A 20948-nucleotide genomic window follows, 5' to 3' on the forward strand; every position below is an offset into this window, starting at 1 on the left:
CGGCCACCGGTTCCTCGGGCTCAGTAACCTCGGGTTCTGGCACTTCGGCAACCGGCTCTTCGGGCTGCGGGGTTTCTTCAACCGGTGGCGTTGGAGCCGGCGGAGTGGTGGAGCCGTTGTCCAGCATGACCTCACCCTGGGTGGCAGCAAAGTTCTGCGTCACCATCACAGCGTCAAAACCCTGCATGTCGCCGGTTTCAATGCCGATTCCGATAAATTTGAAATCCGGGTTCAGAATGTTGGCGCGGTGACCGGGGCTGTTCATCAGGTTCTGATGAAGCTGGGCGACGTCATCGCTGATGCCTGGCGCGCCGCGCTCGGATTGCCAGGCGATGTTTTCACCTGACCGCCAGTTGCCCGAGAAGTCGAACCCGGCCATTTCCATCCGCTGTGTGGCGCTGGAACCACCCGAGCCGGTGTGGCTGAAGACATCCGATTCCAGCATCCATTCACTGTGATCCTCGGACGAGTCGTTCAGGCGCGTTTCAAGCTGTAGGGGGTCCAGCCCGCGGGATGTGCGCTCTTGGTTAATCAGCACCAGCATTTCTTGTTCGATACTACTTGCAGTCGACATTTTTGCCTCCGATTGGTTTTTTGTCGTGGTAGACGGCGCCAGTTACAAAGGCTCGATACTGCGTTCATAGGGATGGCGTGTTCAGAGGCGAGTTTTGGCGGGGCAGTGCTGCCGCAACGGGATTCGCTGCGCTGCAAAATGCCGGGCAAAATGTTGCTGAGGGGAAAATGGCAGCTTGTCGCGCGCGGGCAGCCCGAGTCGGCATAAATCATCCGACCCTGAAAACGACAAACCCCCGGGCGATGCCTCGGGGGTCGTCAAATAGTGTCATCCAAAGCTGGACGAGCGAGGTTTTAGAGCAAACCTTCGCGCTGTGCTTTCTTACGTGCCAGTTTACGGGCACGGCGGATCGCTTCAGCTTTCTCGCGCGCTTTTTTCTCGGACGGTTTCTCGAAATGTTGCTTGAGCTTCATTTCGCGGAACACGCCTTCGCGCTGCAGCTTTTTCTTCAGGGCACGAAGCGCCTGATCGACGTTATTGTCGCGAACACTAACCTGCATGTGGTTGTCACCACCTTTCTAGATAGAGTTGCAAGGAAATTGCAGGAATTGGCCGTATAGCAAAGCCGTTCTATCTTGTCTAGTACTGGTCCCCAGAACCGGAGAACCGCCATGACCACCACATATGAAGACGCCAAGCAGCAGTTGTTGGACGCGATTTTGATCCATGTGCCGTTTGACGGCTGGTCCGAAGTCAGCTTTCGTGCAGCTATCTTAGATTGCGATATGGATGACACACTGGCGCGCGCGATCTGTCCCCGTGGCGCGGTTGATCTGGCACTGGCCTTTCACGCGCGCGGCGACGCAGCGATGGAGGACCGGCTGAAGTCTTCAGACCTGAGCGAGTTGAAGTTCCGTGAGCGAATCGCTGCTGCAGTTCGGTTCCGGCTTGAGGCGGTTCCGGACAAAGAGCTTGTTCGCCGGGGCATGACGTTGTTTTCGCTGCCCACCCACGCAGCCGATGGGGCAAAAGCCTTGTGGCAGACCTGCGATCTGATCTGGGACACGCTGGGCGATTCCTCGGAAGACGTGAACTGGTACACGAAACGGGCGACGTTGTCGGGCGTCTATTCCTCGACCCTGCTGTTCTGGCTGGGCGACGATTCCCCCGATCACCAGAAAACATGGGAGTTTCTGGATCGGCGGATAGACAACGTCATGCAGTTCGAAAAGATCAAGGCGCAGGTGAATGACAACCCGTTGTTCAAACCGTTTCTGGCGGTGCCGAACTGGTTGGCCGGTCAGGTAAAAGCGCCGACAAAGATGCGGGCTGATTTGCCAGGTATGTTGAACCCGCGCAAGTAAGCGTCTGGGCCTTCCAGAAATTGCCTGCTAGGCATTGGGCAAAGGAGATTTGCCCATGACCCAGATGATGCGCGCTGTCGAAATCACCAAACCCGGTGGTCCGGATGTTCTGCAACTGACGGAACGACCGGTGCCCGAACCACAAGCCGGACAGGTGATCCTGAAAGTGGCCTATGCGGGTGTGAACCGCCCTGACGCGCTGCAGCGTGCCGGGGCCTATGATCCGCCTCAGGGTGCCAGCGATTTGCCGGGGCTTGAGGCATCGGGCGAGGTTGTTGCCGTTGGTGCTGGGGTCGAAAGTCTGGCCATCGGCGATCAGGTCTGTGCCTTGCTGCCCGGCGGCGGTTATGCGGAATATGTGGCCACACCCGCCGCGCATTGTCTGCCAGTTCCTTCGGGAATGGGGATGAAAGAGGCCGCGTGCCTGCCCGAAACCTTCTTTACTGTGTGGTCCAACGTATTCACGCGCGGCGGGCTGAAGGCGGGCGAGCGGTTTCTGGTGCATGGTGGGTCCAGCGGCATTGGCACAACAGCGATCCAGCTGGCGAACGCGTTTGGTGCGCGGGTGTTTGCAACCGCCGGATCTGCTGAGAAATGCGAGGCCTGTGTGAACCTCGGGGCCGAGAAGGCAATCAATTACCGGGATGAGGATTTCGTGGGCGTCATGCGGGCTGAGGGTGGGGCGAACCTGATCCTCGACATGGTCGGAGGCGATTACATTCCACGCAACGTCAAAGCCTTGACCGAAGATGGGCGTCTGGTTCAGATCGCCTTCCTGCAAGGCCCGAAGGTCGAGTTGAACTTTGCGATGATGATGGTCAAACGCCTGACCCTGACGGGCAGCACGTTGCGCCCGCAAAGCGATCTGGCAAAGGCGAAGATTGCGCAGGATCTGCGCGAGGCGGTCTGGCCATTGCTGGAGGCTGGGAAGGTGGCCCCCGTCATGGATAGTGAGTTTGATCTGGCCGAGGCAGCAGCCGCCCATGCGCGGATGGAAAGCTCGGGTCACATCGGCAAGATTGTCCTCAAGGTCGCCGGTTAAAGTTCAGGCGCGGGTAGATCCCGCGCTTTTTCCGATCAGACCACTGCGCGGCGGTAAAGATGCCAGGTTGCATGGCCCAGGACTGGCATGACAACGATCAGCCCCAGCAGCATCGGGATGGCTCCGATGATCAACAGGGCCGCTACGATGAACCCCCATGCCAAAATGACACCGGGGTTATGCCGCAACACCCGGACCGACGTCACGACCGCCACAGGCAGACCGACCGGACGGTCCAACAGCAATGGAAAGCTGACGACGCTCATGGCCAATGCGACCAGCGCGAATAGAAACCCGATCGCATTGCCGAAAATGATCATGGACCAGCCTGCGCCCGTGGTGAATACCTGAGTCACGAAAGCCCCGAGCGAGGTGGGCAGATCAGGCCCAAGCGTATGCACATAGATGCTCTGCGCGACCATCAGCCAGACCAGCAGCAGCATGACCAGATAGAACCCCAAAGCCAGAATTGCACCGAAGGACGGGGACCGGAAGACGCCCAAGGCGTCCAGCCAATGGACCTCGCCGCCCTGCTCGCGTTTGCGGCTAATTTCGTAAAGGCCCACGGCTGCGATCGGGCCGACAAGTGCGAAACCCATGATCAGCGGTGCCAGAAGGGGCACCATGTTGCGATTAAGGCCAAACCCGAACATCAGCAGACCTGCGATCGGGTAAACCAGTATGATGAAAATCGCATCCGCCCGTGTTTCCAGAAAATCATTGTACCCGGCCTGCAAACAGGCCTTCAGGTCCTGCATCGTCAGTGTTTGCACCTGCGGCAGATGCCGGGTGTCCGCGCTGCCGATATGGTGCACGCTTTCGGTAATATGATCGCCGGTCGCGCCGATGTTTCGGGCGGCCCAGCTGATCGGATTTCCTATTGTTTTGGCCATCTTGATCCCCTCCCTTTGCCAGAGCGCAACGGGTTGAATCCGGCGGTGGTTGCCTTTGGCCGGACCAGCCGGCAACGCTCAGACTCCAGTATAGCACAGTTTTTCCCGTTGTGGTTGCGCGGCAGCGAAAACCTACCAATTGCCCTGTTTCACAGGCGTGTTAGCTTGGCGTCAGGCAACAGGAGGTCAGCATGCAGCAAACGGCAAGAACCGTCGTCATTCACGAACACGGCGGCCCCGAAGTTCTAAAGATCGAAGACCGGCCCTTGGGCGACCCCGGACCCGGCGAGGTTCGCATCCGCCACCGGGCCTGTGGGCTGAACTTCATTGATGTCTATCAGCGCACCGGGTTGTACCCGATGGATTTACCGCACGCGCTGGGCATGGAAGCGGCAGGTGTGATTGAAGCTGTTGGCGAAGGTGTTACCCATCTGAAACCGGGCCAGCGCGCGGCCTATGCCGCAGCACCCGCCGGGGCCTATTGCGAGGCGCGCGTGATGCCAGCGGCGCAGGTATGTCCGTTGTCCGAAGGGATTTCTTTTGACGCGGCTGCGGCGATGATGCTCAAGGGGATGACGGTCGAGTATCTGTTTCACCGGACAACGCCTTTGAAACGGGGTGACACGGTTCTGTTTCACGCGGCCGCCGGTGGCGTCGGTCTGATTGCCTGCCAATGGGCCAAGTCCGAAGGCATCACCCTGATCGGAACAGCCGGAACAGACGAAAAATGCAGCCTCGCGCAGTTCAACGGGGCTGCGCATTGTATCAATTACCGGACCGAGAACTTTGCCGAGCGTGTGGCCGAAATCACCGGCGGCAAGGGCGTGGATGTGGTTATGGATTCCATCGGCGCGGACACGTTCAATGGCTCGCTGGACTGCCTGAAGCCTTTGGGAATGATGATCTCATTCGGCAATGCGTCGGGGCCAGTCCCGTTGATGGATATCGGTATTTTGGGCAAGAAAGGTTCATTGAAAATTACCCGCCCGACCCTGTTTACCCATATCGCCGACCCTTCCGTCTGTCAGGCAATGGCACGGCGGCTGTTCGGCAAGGTTGAAGGCGGCGAGGTCAAAATCCACATCGACCAGCGGTTCCCGTTGGATCAAGTGGCTGAGGCGCATCGGGTGCTGGAAGCGCGTCAGACCACAGGCAGCACGGTTCTTGAACCGTAAGACCGACTGAACCCGGCTCGCTGGTGTTTGATCTTGAAACGAAAAGCGGCGGCAGAATACTCTGCCGCCGCCTTTGTTGGGGAATGTCTGCAAATTATTGCTGCAGTTCCGCCGGTGTTTTATCTGCGATGGTTTCCCAATTGGCGCTGGCTTGGTCGACAAAACCAGGGATGTCACCTTCCCAGCGCTGCTGGATGTCTTTCGACAGGTTCAGGTACAGCTTGTTGTCGACGATCTTCCAATAGGTCGGGTCACCGTCAAACTTGAAGCCCATCGCGGCGCCGAATGCGCAATAGCCGCCGTATGCAGGCAGGTAGGCCTCGGGGTTTTCTTCGAACGCGGCTTTGTTTTCTTCATTGGCAAAGCGGTACATCGCGTCGTTGTGCAGTGTGGTGATGCGGTAGTCACCTTTGGTCGGTTCGCCAGCGGTGAAGTAGGCAACCGGATCATAGCCCTGCATGGCCAGACCGGTCGAGCTTGCGTTCAGCTCAACACCAGCGGCCAGAGCCGAGCTTGCGATGGCAACAGACAGCGCAACGCCGCCGATAAGAGATTTGAACTTGTTCATTGTTTTCACCTTTCGTGAAGGGGCCGCCACGTGGCGCAGAAAATTGCGCCCAGACAACCCAAGAGTTTTTTGTCCGTGAGACCCGCAATTGGTCGTCACGGAACCCAAGTGGGCAGGCGGCCCATCACGTTCAAAGCAATCAATTGTGAATGTGCAGGGGCGAAGAGGCACTGTTCACAAATGCAGGGTAGGCTTTAGGTATCGGGCGCGAAATCCAAAACGAATTCGGTGACTTTTTCCGCGGGCATTTCGCAGGGGCGAAGAAGAGATCCGCGTTTGGTCAGATAAAGGTTCAGGCTGATGTAGTCGCTGCCGTCCAGTGCGTGCGCGACAAGTTTTTGCGACTTACCGTCTGAGAATTCCGTTCGGCTGACGACATAGCGCCTGCCGTGGGCATGCCCGGTCGACGACCCCTTGGGGATGGCAAAAAAGGCGATCAGGAAGGCGTTCGGGGCGCTCAAGACTGTCCGATTTTTGGTTCAGTGCCGGATTTGATGCGGGCAATATTCGCGCTGTGGCGCCAATAGACCAACAGGGTCAGGACGCCAGCCAGTAGCAGCGTTTGCGAACTTGTCAGAAAAAGGACCCAGATAGTGGACGTTGCCGCCGCCGCAAGTGCCGCAAGGGATGAGATACGCCAGATTGCAGCAGCAACCAACCATGTCAAACAACAGGCCACACCGACACGCCAGTCCAGCGCCAGCCAGATGCCCAGAAACGTGGCGACCCCTTTGCCGCCCTTGAAGCCCAGCCAAACCGGAAAGCAATGACCTATTAGTGCGGCCAGCGCTGCAATCTGCGCGGCATCCTCGCCCGCAAGGGCACGCGCCACCAGAACGGCAACCCCGCCTTTTGCGGCGTCGAAGATCAGGGTCAGTGCAGCGGCCGTCTTGTTGCCCGTCCGCAGAACATTGGTTGCGCCGATATTGCCCGATCCGATGTTGCGCAGGTTGCCCAGTCCCATCACCTTGGCCAGGACCATGCCAAACGGGATCGACCCCATCAAATATCCAAGTGCAGCCCACAGGATCAGCTGGGTCATTGTACTGTCGATGAACGGCATCAGGGTCTCCGGTAAACTTCTTGTCCCGCAACGAAAGTTGCGGTGACCTTACCCTGCATGCGCTGGCCGTCAAACGGTGTGTTCTGAGATTTGGATTTGAGCGAGAACCGGTCCAGCACAAAGGGCACATCCGGGTCAAACAGTACCAGATCGGCGGGTGCGCCTTCGGACAGGCGGCCACTGTCCAGCCCTAGTCGTTTCGCCGGGTTCAGGGCCATTGCGCGGAACAGCGTCGGCAGGTCCAACTGCCCGGCATGATACAGACGCAAGGCGGCGGGCAGCAGGGTTTCCAGCGCCACCGCGCCAGAGGCCGCCTCTTCAAACGGCAGGCGTTTGCTTTCCTCATCCTGAGGCGTGTGCATGGAACTGATCGTATCAATCAGGCCGGTCCGCACCGCTTCGATCACCGCTTGCCGGTCATCCTCGGATCGCAGCGGCGGCTTGACCTTGAAGAAGGTGCGATAGTCGGCCACGTCCAGTTCATTCAGCGTCAGGTGGTGGATTGACGTACCTGCCGTGATGTCCAGCCCGTTGCGTTTGGCCCGCTCCAGCGCGGGCAGAGCGCGGGCGGTGGTGATCTGGTCGGCGTGATAGGTGGCCCCGGTCATCTCTAGCAAAGCGATGTCGCGGTCCAGTCCCATCCGCTCGGCCATTGGTGAGACGGCGGGCAGGCCGCGCAACACGGCGAATTTACCACTGGTGACTGCGGCACCATTGCTGAGGATGGGTTCTTGCGGGTGGGCGATGACCAACGCGCCGCAGGCTCGGGCATAGGTCAGGGCGCGGGAAAACACCTTGGTGTTGGCGATCACGTGATCGCAGTCAGTAAAGGCGACGGCACCGGCATCTTGCAGGAACCCGATCTCAGTCATTTCTCGGCCTTCGCGACCTTTGGTCAACGCGGCCATTGGCAGGACGTTAACCGGAGTGTCGGCCTGCGCTCGGCGTGTGACGAACTCCAGGCTTTCGGGCGTGTCGATCGCGGGGCTGGTATCGGGGCGGGTCACGATGGTGGTCACGCCTCCGGCCGCAGCGGCCAGACCGGCAGATTTATAGCTTTCCTTGTGCCGCTCACCCGGTTCACAGACCTTGACGCCGATATCGACGATGCCGGGGGCAAGGCATTGCCCGCCACAATCGACGACCTGTGCCTCCGGCGTCGGAGCGGCCCCTTCGCCGTGCGCGGTAATCCGACCGTCGGATACATGTAGCCAGCCTAGGCTGTCGGTGCCGGTTTCCGGGTCGATCAGGCGGGCATTAGTGAAAAGAGTGTTGTTCATGCCATTGCCCTTTCGATGGCGGCTTTGGTGGCGGCGGGGTCAGCCTGATACTTAATCAAGTGTTTGTCGCCGCCTTTGGTGACGATCTGGACAAAACTGCCCATGAGGTTGACCGCCTCTATCTGGTTCAGCGCCACATTGCGCGGGCCGGGGCCGGTTAGGGTGGTGTCCGTCATCTGCCATGTTGTGGTGAGTTCTTCTGAGGCCAGGTACCATGCGCGAAAGGCGACGGCCGCAAGACCCGCGGGTGCCCCGGTCCAGACATAGGGGTTGCCGACCAGCCACAATACGATCATCGCGACGGCCATGGCCCCGGCGGCCAGCCATGTATTCGTGCGGATATAGGCGCCTTTGTCGGGGGTGAAGGTCACAGGATCAGCCACAGGATGCCTCCGATGACCACCAGCGCCACCACTGCCAGCATGGCCGACCCGATGCGGCCGGGTTTATCGTCCGGTGGCGGGGTTTGCGGGGCCGAGAACGGTTTCGCGCTTTCGGTTTTAATTGCTCCACCGGTCCAGCTTGTCGCCTCTTCTGTGTAAAGGCCGATCAGACGCACTTTGGCGTCCGGTTGCAAAGTGGCGGCACGTCCCTGAAACGCGGCACTGCGCACGACCATGACCCAGCCTTCAACGCTTTCCAACGCAGCCCGGTCCAGTTGATCTTTGGGGACGCCGCACCCTTCGTTGAGATAGCCATAAAGACCCAGTTCCTCGAGATCTGATACGGGAAAGACGTCGATCTGAACGGGATCCAGACCCTCGACACCCAGAACCTGGTCGGCGGCACCCGGTTCGCGCAGGAACTTTGCTGCTTCAGGCCGCATGTCCAGCTGAAACAGGCGCAGGACGCCGTATTCGTGGGGGGCGACGATCAGATCACTCATGCTGCCTCGCGCAGGTTGCGGGCCAGCAATTCCATTGCGGCCATACGAACGGCGACGCCCATTTCGACCTGTTCCTGAATAACGGACCGGTTGATGTCGTCCGCCAGCGTTCCGTCAATCTCAACACCGCGATTCATCGGACCAGGGTGCATTACGATAGCGTCCGGTTTGGCCTGCGACAGCTTAGCAGCGTCCAGACCATAGCGGTGATAGTATTCCCGCTCGGACGGGATGAACCCGCCATCCATCCGTTCTTTCTGGAGGCGCAGCATCATCACGACGTCGACGTCCTTCAGGCCCTCGTTCATGTCGTCGAAAATTTCGGCACCAAACTCGGCAAACTGGTTGGGGACCAGCGTCGGTGGTCCGATCAGACGAATACGGTTTTCCATTTTGCCCAGCAGGATCAGGTTTGACCGGGCCACGCGGGAATGGGCGACGTCGCCGCAGATCGCGATGTTCAGGCGGTGCAGGCGACCTTTAGCGCGACGGATGGTCAGAGCATCTAGCAGGGCCTGCGTCGGGTGTTCATGCTTGCCATCACCGGCATTCAGAACCGCGCAATTCACCTTCTGCGCCAGCAGGTCGACCGCGCCGGAATGCGGATGGCGCACCACCAACAAATCGGGGTGCATCGCATTCAGTGTCATCGCTGTGTCGATCAGCGTCTCGCCTTTTTTGATCGAACTGGCCTGCATCGCCATATTCATCACATCCGCACCCAGCCGCTTGCCTGCGATTTCGAAACTGGCCTGCGTGCGGGTTGAGTTCTCGAAGAACATGTTGATTTGTGTCAGCCCTGACAGCACGTCGGAATGCTTGGTCGACTGGCGATTCATGTCGACATATTTCTCGGCCAGATCGAGAATGGCAGTGATATCGGATTGCGACAGATGCTCGATGCCAAGAAGGTGACGATGGGCGAAACGCATTGGCGGGCTCCTGTCTGACAATCGCGCCGCTTATAAGAAGCCGCGCTGCTCAAGGCAACCTAAGGATCAGATGCTGCGGGCAGTTTCTCGCATCCGCCTTCGGGCAGGCACTGTTCGCCGGGCTTGCACCATTTACCATATCCGCAGTCGACGGCTTTGACGGGAACACAGCCCTGGTTTTTGGAACACTTGAACCCCTGACGGCACTGCGACCCGGTTTTTTCGCAAAGATACCAGCCGGGGCGTGAACATCCGCCACCCGGCAGGCAAGACGATCCGGATCCGCAAATGCGACCGTCGTCGCATGTCAGTGAAGGCAGTTCCAGAATGTCAGGTGTGTTACGCTCGCATTCGCCTCGGGCATTGCAGATACTACCGCCGGGGCAGTCCAGACGCGACCTGCACTTGTTTTGGCCCGCTGGTGCGCATCGGGTGCCGCCTGCTACGCAGCGCTCGAACGGGCCGCAGGTACGGCCGCCGCCGCAATAGGTGCCGCCCAGGGGAATGCAGTTCCCGTCAAAGCTGCATCGTTGTCCGCCCGAACAGCAGGTACTGCCGCATTTGAACTGACCGGCACGGCACTGCCCGTATCGGTCTTGAAACTGCGCAGAGGCCGGGCCGCTGAGCATGGTCAGCAGCAAACTGATGAGAAAGAATCGCAATACACACAACATGAATATGCCAATGGTCGGTGCGACGGACCGACCAATCAAGGCCTATTCGCTTTCCCTCGTTCAAAAGGTGGTTAGATTGAGGGTTATGGAATCGGCTTTGGACTATCATACGGCCCGCGCCCTGCTGGAATGGCAGATCGAACTGGGTGCGACGGATGCGATCGGTGATGCACCGGTGGATCGCTATGCGTTGCCGGATACTGCGCCCAAAGCCAAGAAACCCGCAAAAGCCCAGACCGCACCAGAAAAACCCAAGCAGGTTGATCCGGTTGCGGTTGCGAAGTCTGCGGCACAGGCTGCCGGGTCGCTGGATCAGTTGCAGGCGGCCATGGACGCGTTTGACCAATGCGAGTTGAAGCGCGGTGCGCGGCAGTTGGTTTTTGCAGACGGCACCCTGGGTGCGCGGGTGATGATTATCGGAGAGGCTCCGGGCCGGGATGAGGACCGCGAGGGCAAGCCCTTTGTCGGTCGCGCCGGTCAGTTGTTGGACCGGATGCTGGCCGCGATTGATCTGAATCGGACCGAAAACGTCTATATCACTAACGTCCTGCCGTGGCGCCCACCGCAGAACCGGGATCCCAAACCCGAAGAGATTGGCATGTTGAAGCCGTTTCTCGAACGGCACGTGGCCTTGGCTAAACCCGAGGTTTTGGTGGTGATGGGCAATATCAGCTGTCAGGCTGTTCTGGGCAAACGGGGGATCACACGGCTTCGGGGTCAGTGGGATCTGGCGATGGATCTGCCGGTTATCCCGATGTTCCACCCAGCCTATTTGCTGCGTCAACCGCAGATGAAGCGGCAGGCATGGGCCGATTTGCTGGAACTCAAAGCAAGGTTGGAGGGCAAGGCTTGAAAATTCTCGCATTCTCTGACCTGCATATGTCGCGAAACCGTGCCGCCGACGTTGTTGCAGCCAGCGATGAGGCCGATCTGGTTATCGGAGCCGGAGATTATTGCAACATGCGGCAAGGTCTGGATGATGCGATGGCGATGCTCTCTGGTATCAATGCGCCGCTGGTTCTGGTGCCGGGCAATGCCGAAAGTGCAGGTGAGCTGGCCGACGCTGCGCCCGAAGGTGTGCACGTTCTACACGGGACAGGCATGACCGTGGATGGGCTGCGTCTGTTTGGCCTTGGTTACGGGGTGCCGGTAACGCCATTCGGTGAGTGGTCCTGTGATCTGTCGGACCCTGAAGCGGCTGAGTTGCTGGATCGTTGCGACGGGGCCGACATCCTGATCGCGCATTCTCCGCCCAAGGGTCACGGTGATCTTACATCGACGGGTGATGCGGTAGGATCGTTGGCGGTCCGTGACGCAATCGAGCGGTTGCAGCCGCAATTTGCCCTTTGTGGCCATATCCATGACAGCTGGGGTTACCGAGGCGCAATCGGCGTGACGCAGATCGCCAATCTTGGCCCCAGGGTAAACTGGTTCGAGGTCACCACGTGATTGAAACAGTTGCGCTGCTGGCGTTTGTCCCGGCGGCAATTGCCCTGAATCTAACCCCCGGGGCAGACATGATGTTCTGCTTTGGGCAGGGACTTCGGTCTGGGGCGCGGCCTGCAATCGCCGCCAGCGCAGGTATTTCCGTCGGATCGATGGTTCACGTTCTGGTAGCGGGTCTTGGTCTAGGAGCGGCGGTGGCGACGATGCCCTGGCTGTTCGATGTGATCCGCTGGATGGGCGTTGCTTATCTGCTGTATCTCGCCTGGGGTGCGTTTCGAAATGGAGCGGTCTCTGCGGATGCTCCGTCCGGTCCCACCCAAATGGCATTCCGGGACGGGCTGGTGGTGAACCTGACCAACCCCAAGGTAATTCTGTTCGTACTGGCCTTCATTCCGCAATTCGTAGACCCGGCGGCGGGGTCGATCTTACTGCAGTTTCTGATCTTTGGCGCCATTATCTCGTTGGGTGGGTTCGTGGTGAATGGACTAGTGGGAATGTTTGCCGGTGGTGCGGGGCGGGTGCTGATCGCGAACCCGCGCGCCTCACGCATCATGGGCTGGCTGACCGGGGGGATATTCACAGCCCTCGCCATCCGGCTTGCCATCTTGGAAAGGGCCTGACCGAACATGTCGCGCATTGATGAAACCAAAGATTTTATTCCGGTTCGTATCGCCGTGCTTACCGTTTCGGACACGCGGTCGCTGGACGAGGACAAATCGGGCCAGACACTTGTTGATCGCATCGAAGGGGCAGGGCACAGGGTTGCTGATCGCAGCATCATACGGGATGAGCGCACCCAGATCGCCGATCAGTTGCGCGTCTGGATTGCGGATCCTGAGATAGACGTGGTGATTTCGACCGGTGGTACGGGCTTGACGGGCCGCGACGTAACGGTCGAAGCGCATCGCGATGTTTATGAGAAGGAAATCGAGGCTTTCGGTACGGTGTTCACAATCATTTCAATGGAAAAGATCGGCACCTCTGCCGTGCAATCGCGTTCGACCGGTGGGGTGGCCGGTGGCACCTACCTCTTTGCATTGCCGGGTAGCCCGGGCGCTTGCAAGGACGCTTGGGACGGCATTTTGGAAAAACAGTTCGACTATCGCCACCGTCCCTGCAATTTTGTCGAGATAATGCCCAGATTGGACGAACATTTGCGACGGAAGTAGACTGGTCGCACGTTTAACCGTTCATAACCGCTTTGTGGCTTGGCATTTTTTGCTGCCCAGCTACCTTTTGCTAACGGCAGCCTGATGCAACCGGGGTGATTTATACATGCGATTTCTGAGGCAAAGCCTTGTAGGAGTCTTTTTGACGTCGTTGACGGTGGCCCTGTTGTTTGTGGCGGTGCAGATGATTACGAGCGCCGTGCAAGACGTTCTGACGCGGGAGGAGTCGGCTCCGCAGGCGCGAGAGCGTGTCTTTGCCGTTTCTGTTCGGTCTGCGGAATTGGAAACCGTCACCCCGTATCTTGAAGCCTTTGGCGAGGTTCAAAGCCGTCGCAGGTTAGAGTTGCGCGCCGCGCTGGGCGGGCGCGTTGTCGGGCTGGCCGAAGATTTTGAAGATGGCGGTGTGGTAACAACAGGCGAAGTTCTGGTCGAACTTGATCCCGCAGACGCCCAGTCCGCGCTGGACCGGGCAAAATCCGATTTGCTGGACGCGCAGTTTGAAGAGCGTGACGCGGAGCGGTCGCTACTGCTGGGGCAGGATGAGTTGAACTCGGCCGAAGCGCAGGCTGAACTGCGCGGGCGCGCCTTGCAGCGCCAACAGGATTTGCAGACCCGCGGGGTCGGGGCCGCAGCATCTGTGGAAGAGGCCGAGCTGGCCAAGGCTGCCGCGCAGCAGGCGGTGCTGGCGCGGCGGATTGCACTGGCCCAGGCCGAATCCCGCGTCGATCAGGCGACCACCCTGTTGTCACGAGCCCGCATTGCGCTTGAGGCCGCTGAACGCGATCTGGATGATATGACAATCCGCGCCCGGTTCGGGGGCACATTGACGGATGTAACACTGGTCGAAGGACGGCTGGTGTCCGCGAACGAAAAGCTGGCGGAACTTGTCGACCCCAATGCGTTGGAGGTGGCATTCCGCGTCTCAACCGCGCAATACGTCCGATTGCTGGACGCAGCCGGTGATCTGATCGACGCACCGGTGACAATCTCGCTGGAGGTCACGGGCACCGACCTGACCGCCCAAGGCCGCATTAGCCGCGACAGCGGATCGGCGGGCGAAGGGCAGACCGGGCGTTTGATCTATGCCCGCCTGGATGAGGCGTCGGGGTTCAAACCGGGCGATTTTGTTACCGTCACGGTGCAGGAACAACCGCTGGACAACGTAGTACTGCTGCCGTCTTCGGTTCTCGATGCTGTCGGCACAGTGTTGGTGCTGGATGAGAATGACAGGCTCGAAGCACTGCCAGTACAGCTAATCCGTCGTCAGGGCGATGAGGTCTTACTGCGCGGCGAAGGTTTGGTTGGGCGTGAGGTCGTGATCGGCCGCACGCCGCTGCTGGGATCGGGCGTTCGCGTCCGGCCATTGCGGATAGATGACAGTGCCGAGGCTGTGCCGGATATGGTTGAGCTGTCTGTGGAACAACGCGCCCGGCTGGTCGCTCAGGTCGAGGCCAGCACGCGCATGCCAAAGGACGTCAAAGAACGGGTTCTGGGCCAGTTGAGCGAGGCCAAGGTACCGGCCGCGCTGGTTCAGCGGCTTGAAAACCGGGCGGGGGGTTAAGCGCCATGATGCGCGAGATCCCCGGCGCGGCAGGCGGCATCCTCAGTTACTTTACGCGTCACAAAACGGTGGCAAACCTGCTGCTGTTGGTCATGCTGGTTCTGGGCGCGGCGGCAATCCCGAATATGCGGGCTCAGTTTTTTCCCGACGTGGTTCTGGAACGTGTCGACGTCCGCGTGGACTGGGATGGGGCCGGTCCCGAAGATGTGGACAACGGCATCGTTCAGGTCCTTGAACCAGCCTTGCTGGCGGTCGAAGGCGTTGCAAGCACCGAAGCGACCTCGCGCGAGGGGCGGGCCAGCATCCAGCTGGAGTTCGAGCCGAACTGGGACATGTCCCGCGCCGTCGAAGAAGTACGGACCGCCGTCGACAGTGTCACCAGCCTGCCCGACGATGCCGAAGAACCAACGATTCGTCGCGGCGCCTGGCGGGACCGGGTTACAGATGTGGTTGTGACCGGGCCGGTCGATCCTGATCAACTGGCCAAGTTCACGGATGAATTGATCAACCGTCTTTTCGCGGTCGGGGTTACCCGTACCACGATTCGGGGGCTTGCTGCGCCGCGCATTGTGGTCGAGATACCGACCGCCCAACTGATTGCCAACGACATCACCCTGTCCGAGGTCGCGTCGGCCGTCGCGGCCGAGGTCAACGCAAACCCAGCAGGCGATGTGACTGGCGCGAATGCTCGTATTCGCACGGGTACGGAAAAGCGCACACCCGAGGAAATCGAAGGCATCGCCCTGCGCAATTTTGCGGATGGGTCTAAGTTGCTGGTGGGCGATGTAGCCCAGATCCGGGTCGAAGGGGTCAACCGCAATCGCAGCTACTTCGTGGGCGAAAACCCGGCAATGTCGGTGCGCGTAGATCGCTCAAACCTGGGTGACGCGATTGAAATCCAGCACGCGGTCGAAGACGTTGTGACGGAAATGCAGGCCAGCGTTCCCGAAGGTGTGACGATCGAGCTGATCAGAACCCGCGCTCAGGCGATCACCGACCGTCTGGATATTCTGGTCGACAACGGCCTTGTTGGCTTGGGCCTGGTGGTCTGTCTGCTGTTTTTGTTCCTGAATGCGCGGATCGCCTTTTGGGTCGCAGCAGGTATTCCGGTTGCTATGTCCGCCGCGATTGCCTTCATGTATATCGGCGGGCTGTCGATCAATATGGTGTCCCTGTTCGGCCTGATTATCACGCTGGGCATTGTCGTGGATGATGCCATCGTCGTGGGTGAGCATGCCGATTTCCGCGCGCGCCGGTTGGGCGAGGCCCCAATGGTGGCCGCTGAACGCGCGGCGCGACGCATGGCGATGCCGGTCTTTGCGGCGACTCTGACAACCGTGATCGCCTTTTTTGGTTTGACCCTCGTGGGTGGTCGGTTCGGAGAGTTGATCCGCGACATCCCCTTTACCGTTATCGCGGTTTTGATTGCGTCGCTGATCGAATGCTTCTTGATCTTGCCGAACCACATGGCGCATGCCATCGCGCATTCCACCAAAGAACACTGGTATGATCTGCCCAACCGCGTGGTCAATCGCGGGTTCCGCTGGGTGCGAGATCATCTGTTCCGCCCGCTGATCGGCTGGGTCGTCTGGGCGCGCTATGTGGTGGTTGCCATGATGGTGGTGATCCTGGCCAGCCAGGTTGCCCTGTTCATTCGCGGTGACGTGAACTGGCGGTTCTTTAACGCGCCTGAACGTGGCTCGGTCACGGGCAATTTCATAATGGTTGAAGGCGCCACCCGCGCCGAGACTGTGGCCATGATGCATGAGCTGCAGCGTGCGACCGAAGAGCTGGGCCAGATCTATGAAGACCGCCACGGTCGTAACCCGATCGACTATGTGCTGGCCGAGGTGGGCGGGTCCGCAGGATGGGGATTGGCCGCCGCCGATGGCAAAGACGCTGACTTGCTGGGTGGTATTTCCATCGAGCTGATTGATGCGGATCTGCGCCCCTATTCCAGCTTTGAGTTTGTGGGTGAGTTGCAGGATTTTGTTCCGCGCCACCCGAAGGTCGAACTGCTCAGCTTCCGGGGCTGGCGCTCGGGTCCCGGTGGCGATGCCATTGACGTTCAGTTCTATGGTTCGGATGTGAATACGCTCAAGTCCGCTTCCGAGGATTTGCAGACCGAGCTTTCGAAATACCCTGAGGTTTCGGCGCTGGAGGATAACCTTGCCTATGACAAGGAAGAGTACATTCTGGATCTGACGGCCCAGGGTCAGTCGCTGGGGTTCAGGATCGAAACGCTGGGACGCGTCTTGCGCGACCGGTTGAACGGGATCGAGGCGGCGACCTTCCCGGACGGCCCGCGTAGTGCCGAGATCAGGGTTGAACTGCCCGAAGGAGAACTGACCGCCGACTTCCTGGAACGCACTCTGATGCGCACACCGGACGGCGTTTATGTGCCGCTGGCCGATATCGTGTCGGTCGAGCGAAAATCCGGCTTCTCGACCGTCCGGCGCGAAAATGGCCTGCGGGTGATATCGGTGAATGGCGACATCTCGGAAGATGACCCGACGCGCGCGGCTGAGATTGCACGTGCCATGGGCGAGGAAATCCTGCCGAAAATCGCCTCGGAACGACAGGTTGAATGGCGGATGGCCGGTCTGAGCGAGCAGGAAGACGAGTTCCTGTCCGAGGCGCGCACCGGCCTGATCCTGTGCTTGACGGGTATCTATCTTGTGCTGGCCTGGGTGTTTGCCAGCTGGACGCGGCCACTGGTGGTGATGGCGATTATCCCATTTGGGTTGGTCGGCGCGATCTGGGGGCACTACCTGTGGGAGGTTCCTCTAAGCATGTTTACGGTCGTCGGTCTGCTGGGGATGACGGGGATCATCATCAACGACTCGATTGTTTTGGTGACGACCATCGACGATTACCAAAAAGAGCGCGGGCTTGTGCCTTCGATAGTGGAAGGCACCGCAGACCGGTTGCGGCCTGTGATGCTGACCACTCTGACCACGGTTCTGGGGCTGACCCCGTTGCTATATGAAGGATCGCAACAGGCGCAGTTCCTCAAACCCACCGTCATTACTTTGGTCTATGGGCTGGGCTTTGGTATGTTGCTGGTCCTGCTACTGGTGCCGGCATTGCTTGCTATTCTGAACGATCTGTCTCGCCCAATGACCGCGATGCGTCGGGCGGCGCGCGCGCCGGACCGTGTGGTTCAGGGGACGTTGGCGTGCACGGGCCTTACCCTGCTTTTGTGGTTTACGGTCACGATGGTGTGGCCCGCAATTTACGGCGCGCCTATCGGGTTCTTGTCCGGGCTTTATGCGGCCGAGGACGGCATGGCCATTCTTCGGATGGGCTTAGGTGCCTTCGTTTCGGGTGCTGCGCTGATATTGTTCCTCAGCGTAGCAGTCTCTGGCTTGCTTTATGCCCGGCTAAGGAAACCTGCGACCTAAGCCTGTCGCAGAGCGGTTTCCAGCAGATCGACGACGCGGTTGCTAATCTCCAGTTCGCCGCGGCGGATCTGGTCCACCGGGAACCAGCGAGCGTCGCGCGCATCGTCACCGGCCACGGGCGCGCCGGATTGATACTGACAAGCCACCCCAACCAGCAGGTAGTGTATCAGGACTTTGCCATTCTCATCCCTGCGCAGCAGATCGAGATTGTCCAGATAATGTTGTGGTTCAGCGATGACCGAGGTTTCCTCGTGCAGCTCTCTTTGCGCGGCTTGCAGAACGGTCTCGCCCCATTCCACATGGCCACCGGGAAAGCCCCACAGGCCAGCATCGGGTTGCTTGCTGCGCTGCACCAGAAGCACTTGGTCCTGATGCAGAACAACCGCCAAGGCGCCGATTTTCGGGGTTTGTGTCATGAAATCACCGGGCTCAGCCTGCGCTGCAGCCCTTAATGTCGACCGCGTGATTTGCACCCAGCACGGTGATTCGAATTTCCGAGCGGTCCAGAGCAAACGGCCCACCTGCCGCGTTGATCACTTCGGAGGTTGCAACCAGAGTATTGCCCGTTCGCTTCGTCTGTGTCTGAGAGGCCCAGAGCGCGGGATTGCCCGGTTCGATCACGGCGACCTCGCGCCCTCCGGCCGAAGGCATGGTCACCCTTGCCTCGATCCGCATTCCGTCAGATGTCGGTGACAGGTGGCAGCTTGCATTGGTCACGCTGGCCTCTTGTTCGGAAAAGGGCCGTTGGGCCAGCGCTGCGGCAATGGTCGGGTTGCGCCCGGCCTCTGCGTTCAGCGTGTGGTCGAAATCCAGCTGTTCCGGGATGCAGACATCCTTGCAGACGCCCAGATCCATCGTTCCCTGCAGCCGAACAGGTTTGGCCGGGTTTCTCGGAGTGATCTCGACCGGCAAAACCAGTTGATTTTCGTAACCGATCGATTGCAATCCGTTCTGGTCAAACACATCCGGCGCGGGCCATGTAATCGACACACCCCTAACATTGTCCGAGCGGTTCCAGTCGAATTGCGGCGGAATGCCAGCATCCCCCGGCGCACGCCAATAGGTTTTCCATCCGTCCTGCAGCGTCACACGCACGGCGCTGAGGTACGTTCCTTTAGCGGTGCGTCCGCCATCCAGAATATCCAACTCGGCAACGGGGCCGTTGACCTGCGCTGTTGCAGGTAAGGCCAGACCAAAGGTTATGGCGATTGCCGGTAATACATTTTTTACACACATGGTTCATAAATGCGCGGTTGCGGCACAGAATCCAAGTCACGTTCCGGTAACCGGGATGAAATCTGCGGAAATGTGCGCTGATCCCTTGCCATTCCGGGTGACCAAGGGTCATTGTTGAAGCATACCTGATAAGAGATGTCGGCCCATGGATCTTACCGGAAAACTGTTGATTGCGATGCCCGGCATGGGCGATCCGCGTTTTGATCATTCGGTGGTGTACCTGTGCAGCCATGGCGAAGATGGTGCTATGGGGTTGATTATCAACAAACCTTCGGATCTGCGGCTGAAAACTCTGTTGAGTCAGCTCAACATTCCCTGCCGGATTCCGGTCGTGGGTGAACGTTTGGTCCATTTCGGCGGTCCGGTCGAGATGTCGCGTGGTTTTGTCCTACACAGCTCGGACTATGAGGCGAACCTGCATTCCATGCACATCACGGATGAGTTCAGCATGACGGCGACGCTGGATATCCTTGAAGATCTTGCTGCCGGGCGTGGACCATTGAATTCCACGTTGGTGCTGGGCTATTCGGGCTGGGGGCCCGGTCAGCTTGAAGATGAGATCGCAATGAACGGCTGGTTGACGACCGAAGCGTCACCGAAACTGATATTTGACGTGCCGGATGATGAAAAATGGCAGGGTGCACTTGCAACTTTGGGCGTTGACCCGTTGATCTTGTCAGCGGATTCCGGGCGCGCCTGATCAGCTGTTTCGCGGCGCAGCAGCGCGGCGCAGGCGGTCGTTAATGGCCGCACCCAAACCATGTTCGGGAATTTGGGTCACCGCAATTGGTCTGCCGGTGTCGTTCAAATGGTGCAATGCGGCGAATAGGTTTGCCGCAGCCTCTGTCAAATCGCCCGTCGATGAAAGATTGAGATCGCAGTCCACCGGGCCAAACCCCAGCAGAACTTCATCGCCTTGGGCGGTGCTGGCGTTCAGACGAACGGGTGCATCCGGAGCATAATGCGATTGCAGCTGGCCGGGCGCGTTCAGCGCATCACCCGATTGGTGATGGTGCAGCTGAGTATCCAGAACCGCCTCGACCTGTTCCAGCGCAACACCGCCGGGGCGCAAAAGGGCAGGCTCGCCCGCAAGGCCCATAATTGTGCTTTCCAACCCGACCCCGCATGGCCCATCGTCCAGAACCGCGGCGATGCGCCCATTCAGGCCGGACAGGACGTGCGCGGCTGTGGTCGGGCTGATTTGCCCGGACGGATTGGCCGATGGCGCGGCGACCGGCCCGTCGAAATCGGACAGTAGCGTACGTGCTGCAGGGTGGGCAGGAACCCGCACCGCAAGGGTTTCAAGCCCGGCTGTCACCAGCGATGAAATCCCGTGATCCGGGCGCAATGGCAGAACAAGGGTCAGCGGTCCGGGCCAGAATGCCTCTGCCAAAGCCTCGGCCTGATCGGACCATGTCACGAACCGCTGGGCGGCTTCGACCGAAGCCACATGCGCAATCAGCGGGTTGAAACTGGGTCGCCCCTTGGCGGCATAGATGCTTGCCACAGCTTCGCCGTTACGGGCATCCCCGCCCAGGCCGTAGACCGTCTCGGTCGGGAAAGCCACCAGAAGACCCTGGCGCAGCAGCTCTGCCGCCTGCGCGATTCCGGCAGGATCGGCGTTTAATGTCAGAGTGCCGTTGGGGATCATTGGTGGTGACGCCGCGTTTTGATTGCGTATAGCATTTGGACCGATACCTAATCGGTGGAACCCAGATGCATAAAGGTGGGCGGTGGAAAT

At 59.5% G+C, this 20948-nt stretch carries 24 protein-coding genes; 10 read left to right on the forward strand and 14 right to left on the reverse strand.

Going from position 1 to position 20948, the window contains the following annotated elements; translation table 11 throughout:
- Positions 1-574: CAP domain-containing protein (locus DS906_RS20960; protein WP_147235337.1), on the reverse strand; the 574-nt coding region annotated here is incomplete at its 3' end.
- A gap of 293 nt (positions 575-867) precedes the next feature.
- The gene (gene rpsU, locus DS906_RS20965) at positions 868-1074 is read right to left on the reverse strand and encodes a 30S ribosomal protein S21 (RefSeq protein WP_005614280.1); all 207 of its coding nucleotides are present in this window, start codon (positions 1072-1074) and stop codon (positions 868-870) included.
- Between the two features lie 111 nt (positions 1075-1185).
- On the opposite strand from rpsU, the gene DS906_RS20970 reads away from it, so the two are divergent.
- The gene (locus tag DS906_RS20970; RefSeq protein ID WP_113792003.1) at positions 1186-1878 is read left to right on the forward strand and encodes a COQ9 family protein; all 693 of its coding nucleotides are present in this window, start codon (positions 1186-1188) and stop codon (positions 1876-1878) included.
- 55 nt (positions 1879-1933) lie between these two features.
- Positions 1934-2920: an NAD(P)H-quinone oxidoreductase gene (locus tag DS906_RS20975; RefSeq protein WP_113792004.1), complete on the forward strand. Its 987-nt coding sequence runs from the start codon at positions 1934-1936 to the stop codon at positions 2918-2920.
- Positions 2921-2955: 35 nt separating this feature from the next.
- Here the strand turns inward: DS906_RS20975 and DS906_RS20980 are convergent, their stop codons facing one another.
- Complete coding sequence (locus DS906_RS20980; RefSeq protein ID WP_113792162.1) at positions 2956-3813, reverse strand: DUF2189 domain-containing protein; 858 nt, start codon at positions 3811-3813, stop codon at positions 2956-2958.
- Positions 3814-4004: 191 nt separating this feature from the next.
- Between DS906_RS20980 and DS906_RS20985 the strand changes: the two genes are divergently transcribed.
- Positions 4005-4988, forward strand: a complete 984-nt coding sequence (locus DS906_RS20985; protein WP_113792005.1) for a quinone oxidoreductase — start codon at positions 4005-4007, stop codon at positions 4986-4988.
- 94 nt (positions 4989-5082) lie between these two features.
- On the opposite strand, the gene DS906_RS20990 is transcribed toward DS906_RS20985, so the two are convergent.
- The 8 genes from DS906_RS20990 to DS906_RS21025 all read right to left on the reverse strand — a co-directional run bounded on the left by DS906_RS20990 (position 5083) and on the right by DS906_RS21025 (position 10379).
- Positions 5083-5556 carry a YHS domain-containing (seleno)protein gene (locus DS906_RS20990; RefSeq protein ID WP_113792006.1) on the reverse strand — a complete coding sequence of 158 codons (474 nt, stop codon included), beginning with the start codon at positions 5554-5556 and terminating at the stop codon, positions 5083-5085.
- Between the two features lie 194 nt (positions 5557-5750).
- Positions 5751-6017 (reverse strand): hypothetical protein, encoded by a 267-nt coding sequence (locus DS906_RS20995; protein WP_113792007.1) that lies wholly within the window; start codon positions 6015-6017, stop codon positions 5751-5753.
- Positions 6014-6619 (reverse strand): glycerol-3-phosphate 1-O-acyltransferase PlsY, encoded by a 606-nt coding sequence (gene plsY / locus DS906_RS21000; protein ID WP_113792008.1) that lies wholly within the window; start codon positions 6617-6619, stop codon positions 6014-6016. Before plsY ends, DS906_RS20995 begins: the two co-directional genes overlap by 4 nt.
- Positions 6619-7899: a dihydroorotase gene (gene pyrC, locus DS906_RS21005; RefSeq protein WP_113792009.1), complete on the reverse strand. Its 1281-nt coding sequence runs from the start codon at positions 7897-7899 to the stop codon at positions 6619-6621. The genes plsY and pyrC overlap by 1 nt, the downstream gene beginning before the upstream one ends.
- A complete protein-coding gene (locus tag DS906_RS21010) occupies positions 7896-8282 on the reverse strand; it encodes a hypothetical protein (protein ID WP_058278845.1) in 387 nt (128 codons plus the stop codon). The genes pyrC and DS906_RS21010 overlap by 4 nt, the downstream gene beginning before the upstream one ends.
- Positions 8267-8785 (reverse strand): hypothetical protein, encoded by a 519-nt coding sequence (locus tag DS906_RS21015; RefSeq protein WP_113792010.1) that lies wholly within the window; start codon positions 8783-8785, stop codon positions 8267-8269. Before DS906_RS21015 ends, DS906_RS21010 begins: the two co-directional genes overlap by 16 nt.
- A complete protein-coding gene (locus tag DS906_RS21020; protein ID WP_113792011.1) occupies positions 8782-9717 on the reverse strand; it encodes an aspartate carbamoyltransferase catalytic subunit in 936 nt (311 codons plus the stop codon). The genes DS906_RS21015 and DS906_RS21020 overlap by 4 nt, the downstream gene beginning before the upstream one ends.
- 59 nt (positions 9718-9776) lie before the next feature.
- The gene (locus tag DS906_RS21025) at positions 9777-10379 is read right to left on the reverse strand and encodes a scavenger receptor class F, member 2 (RefSeq protein WP_233494878.1); all 603 of its coding nucleotides are present in this window, start codon (positions 10377-10379) and stop codon (positions 9777-9779) included.
- A gap of 97 nt (positions 10380-10476) precedes the next feature.
- On the opposite strand from DS906_RS21025, the gene DS906_RS21030 reads away from it, so the two are divergent.
- The 6 genes from DS906_RS21030 to DS906_RS21055 all read left to right on the forward strand — a co-directional run bounded on the left by DS906_RS21030 (position 10477) and on the right by DS906_RS21055 (position 17971).
- On the forward strand, positions 10477-11244 hold the full coding sequence (locus DS906_RS21030; RefSeq protein WP_113792012.1) for a uracil-DNA glycosylase family protein: 768 nt from the start codon (positions 10477-10479) through the stop codon (positions 11242-11244).
- Positions 11241-11840 carry a metallophosphoesterase gene (locus DS906_RS21035; RefSeq protein ID WP_113792013.1) on the forward strand — a complete coding sequence of 200 codons (600 nt, stop codon included), beginning with the start codon at positions 11241-11243 and terminating at the stop codon, positions 11838-11840. The genes DS906_RS21030 and DS906_RS21035 overlap by 4 nt, the downstream gene beginning before the upstream one ends.
- On the forward strand, positions 11837-12457 hold the full coding sequence (locus tag DS906_RS21040) for a LysE family translocator (RefSeq protein WP_113792014.1): 621 nt from the start codon (positions 11837-11839) through the stop codon (positions 12455-12457). Before DS906_RS21035 ends, DS906_RS21040 begins: the two co-directional genes overlap by 4 nt.
- Before the next feature lie 6 nt (positions 12458-12463).
- A complete protein-coding gene (gene moaB / locus DS906_RS21045) occupies positions 12464-13006 on the forward strand; it encodes a molybdenum cofactor biosynthesis protein B (RefSeq protein ID WP_113792015.1) in 543 nt (180 codons plus the stop codon).
- Between the two features lie 106 nt (positions 13007-13112).
- Positions 13113-14567, forward strand: coding sequence for an efflux RND transporter periplasmic adaptor subunit (locus tag DS906_RS21050; protein WP_113792016.1), 1455 nt, complete (start codon positions 13113-13115; stop codon positions 14565-14567).
- Positions 14568-14572: 5 nt separating this feature from the next.
- A complete protein-coding gene (locus tag DS906_RS21055) occupies positions 14573-17971 on the forward strand; it encodes an efflux RND transporter permease subunit (RefSeq protein ID WP_113792017.1) in 3399 nt (1132 codons plus the stop codon).
- Here DS906_RS21055 and DS906_RS21060 read toward each other — a convergent pair.
- Both DS906_RS21060 and DS906_RS21065 read right to left on the reverse strand, forming a co-directional pair.
- Positions 17968-18387, reverse strand: coding sequence for an NUDIX hydrolase (locus DS906_RS21060; protein WP_113792018.1), 420 nt, complete (start codon positions 18385-18387; stop codon positions 17968-17970). The two genes, DS906_RS21055 and DS906_RS21060, sit on opposite strands and share 4 nt — an antisense overlap.
- 13 nt (positions 18388-18400) lie before the next feature.
- Positions 18401-19207, reverse strand: a complete 807-nt coding sequence (locus DS906_RS21065; protein WP_113792019.1) for a protein-disulfide reductase DsbD domain-containing protein — start codon at positions 19205-19207, stop codon at positions 18401-18403.
- A gap of 145 nt (positions 19208-19352) precedes the next feature.
- Between DS906_RS21065 and DS906_RS21070 the strand changes: the two genes are divergently transcribed.
- Positions 19353-19907 carry a YqgE/AlgH family protein gene (locus DS906_RS21070; RefSeq protein ID WP_113792020.1) on the forward strand — a complete coding sequence of 185 codons (555 nt, stop codon included), beginning with the start codon at positions 19353-19355 and terminating at the stop codon, positions 19905-19907.
- Here the strand turns inward: DS906_RS21070 and DS906_RS21075 are convergent, their stop codons facing one another.
- Positions 19908-20858: an L-threonylcarbamoyladenylate synthase gene (locus tag DS906_RS21075; protein ID WP_113792021.1), complete on the reverse strand. Its 951-nt coding sequence runs from the start codon at positions 20856-20858 to the stop codon at positions 19908-19910.
- Positions 20859-20948: the final 90 nt, after the last annotated feature.

This window comes from Ruegeria sp. A3M17 (assembly GCF_003318255.1).
Classification (GTDB): Bacteria; Pseudomonadota; Alphaproteobacteria; order Rhodobacterales; family Rhodobacteraceae; genus Ruegeria.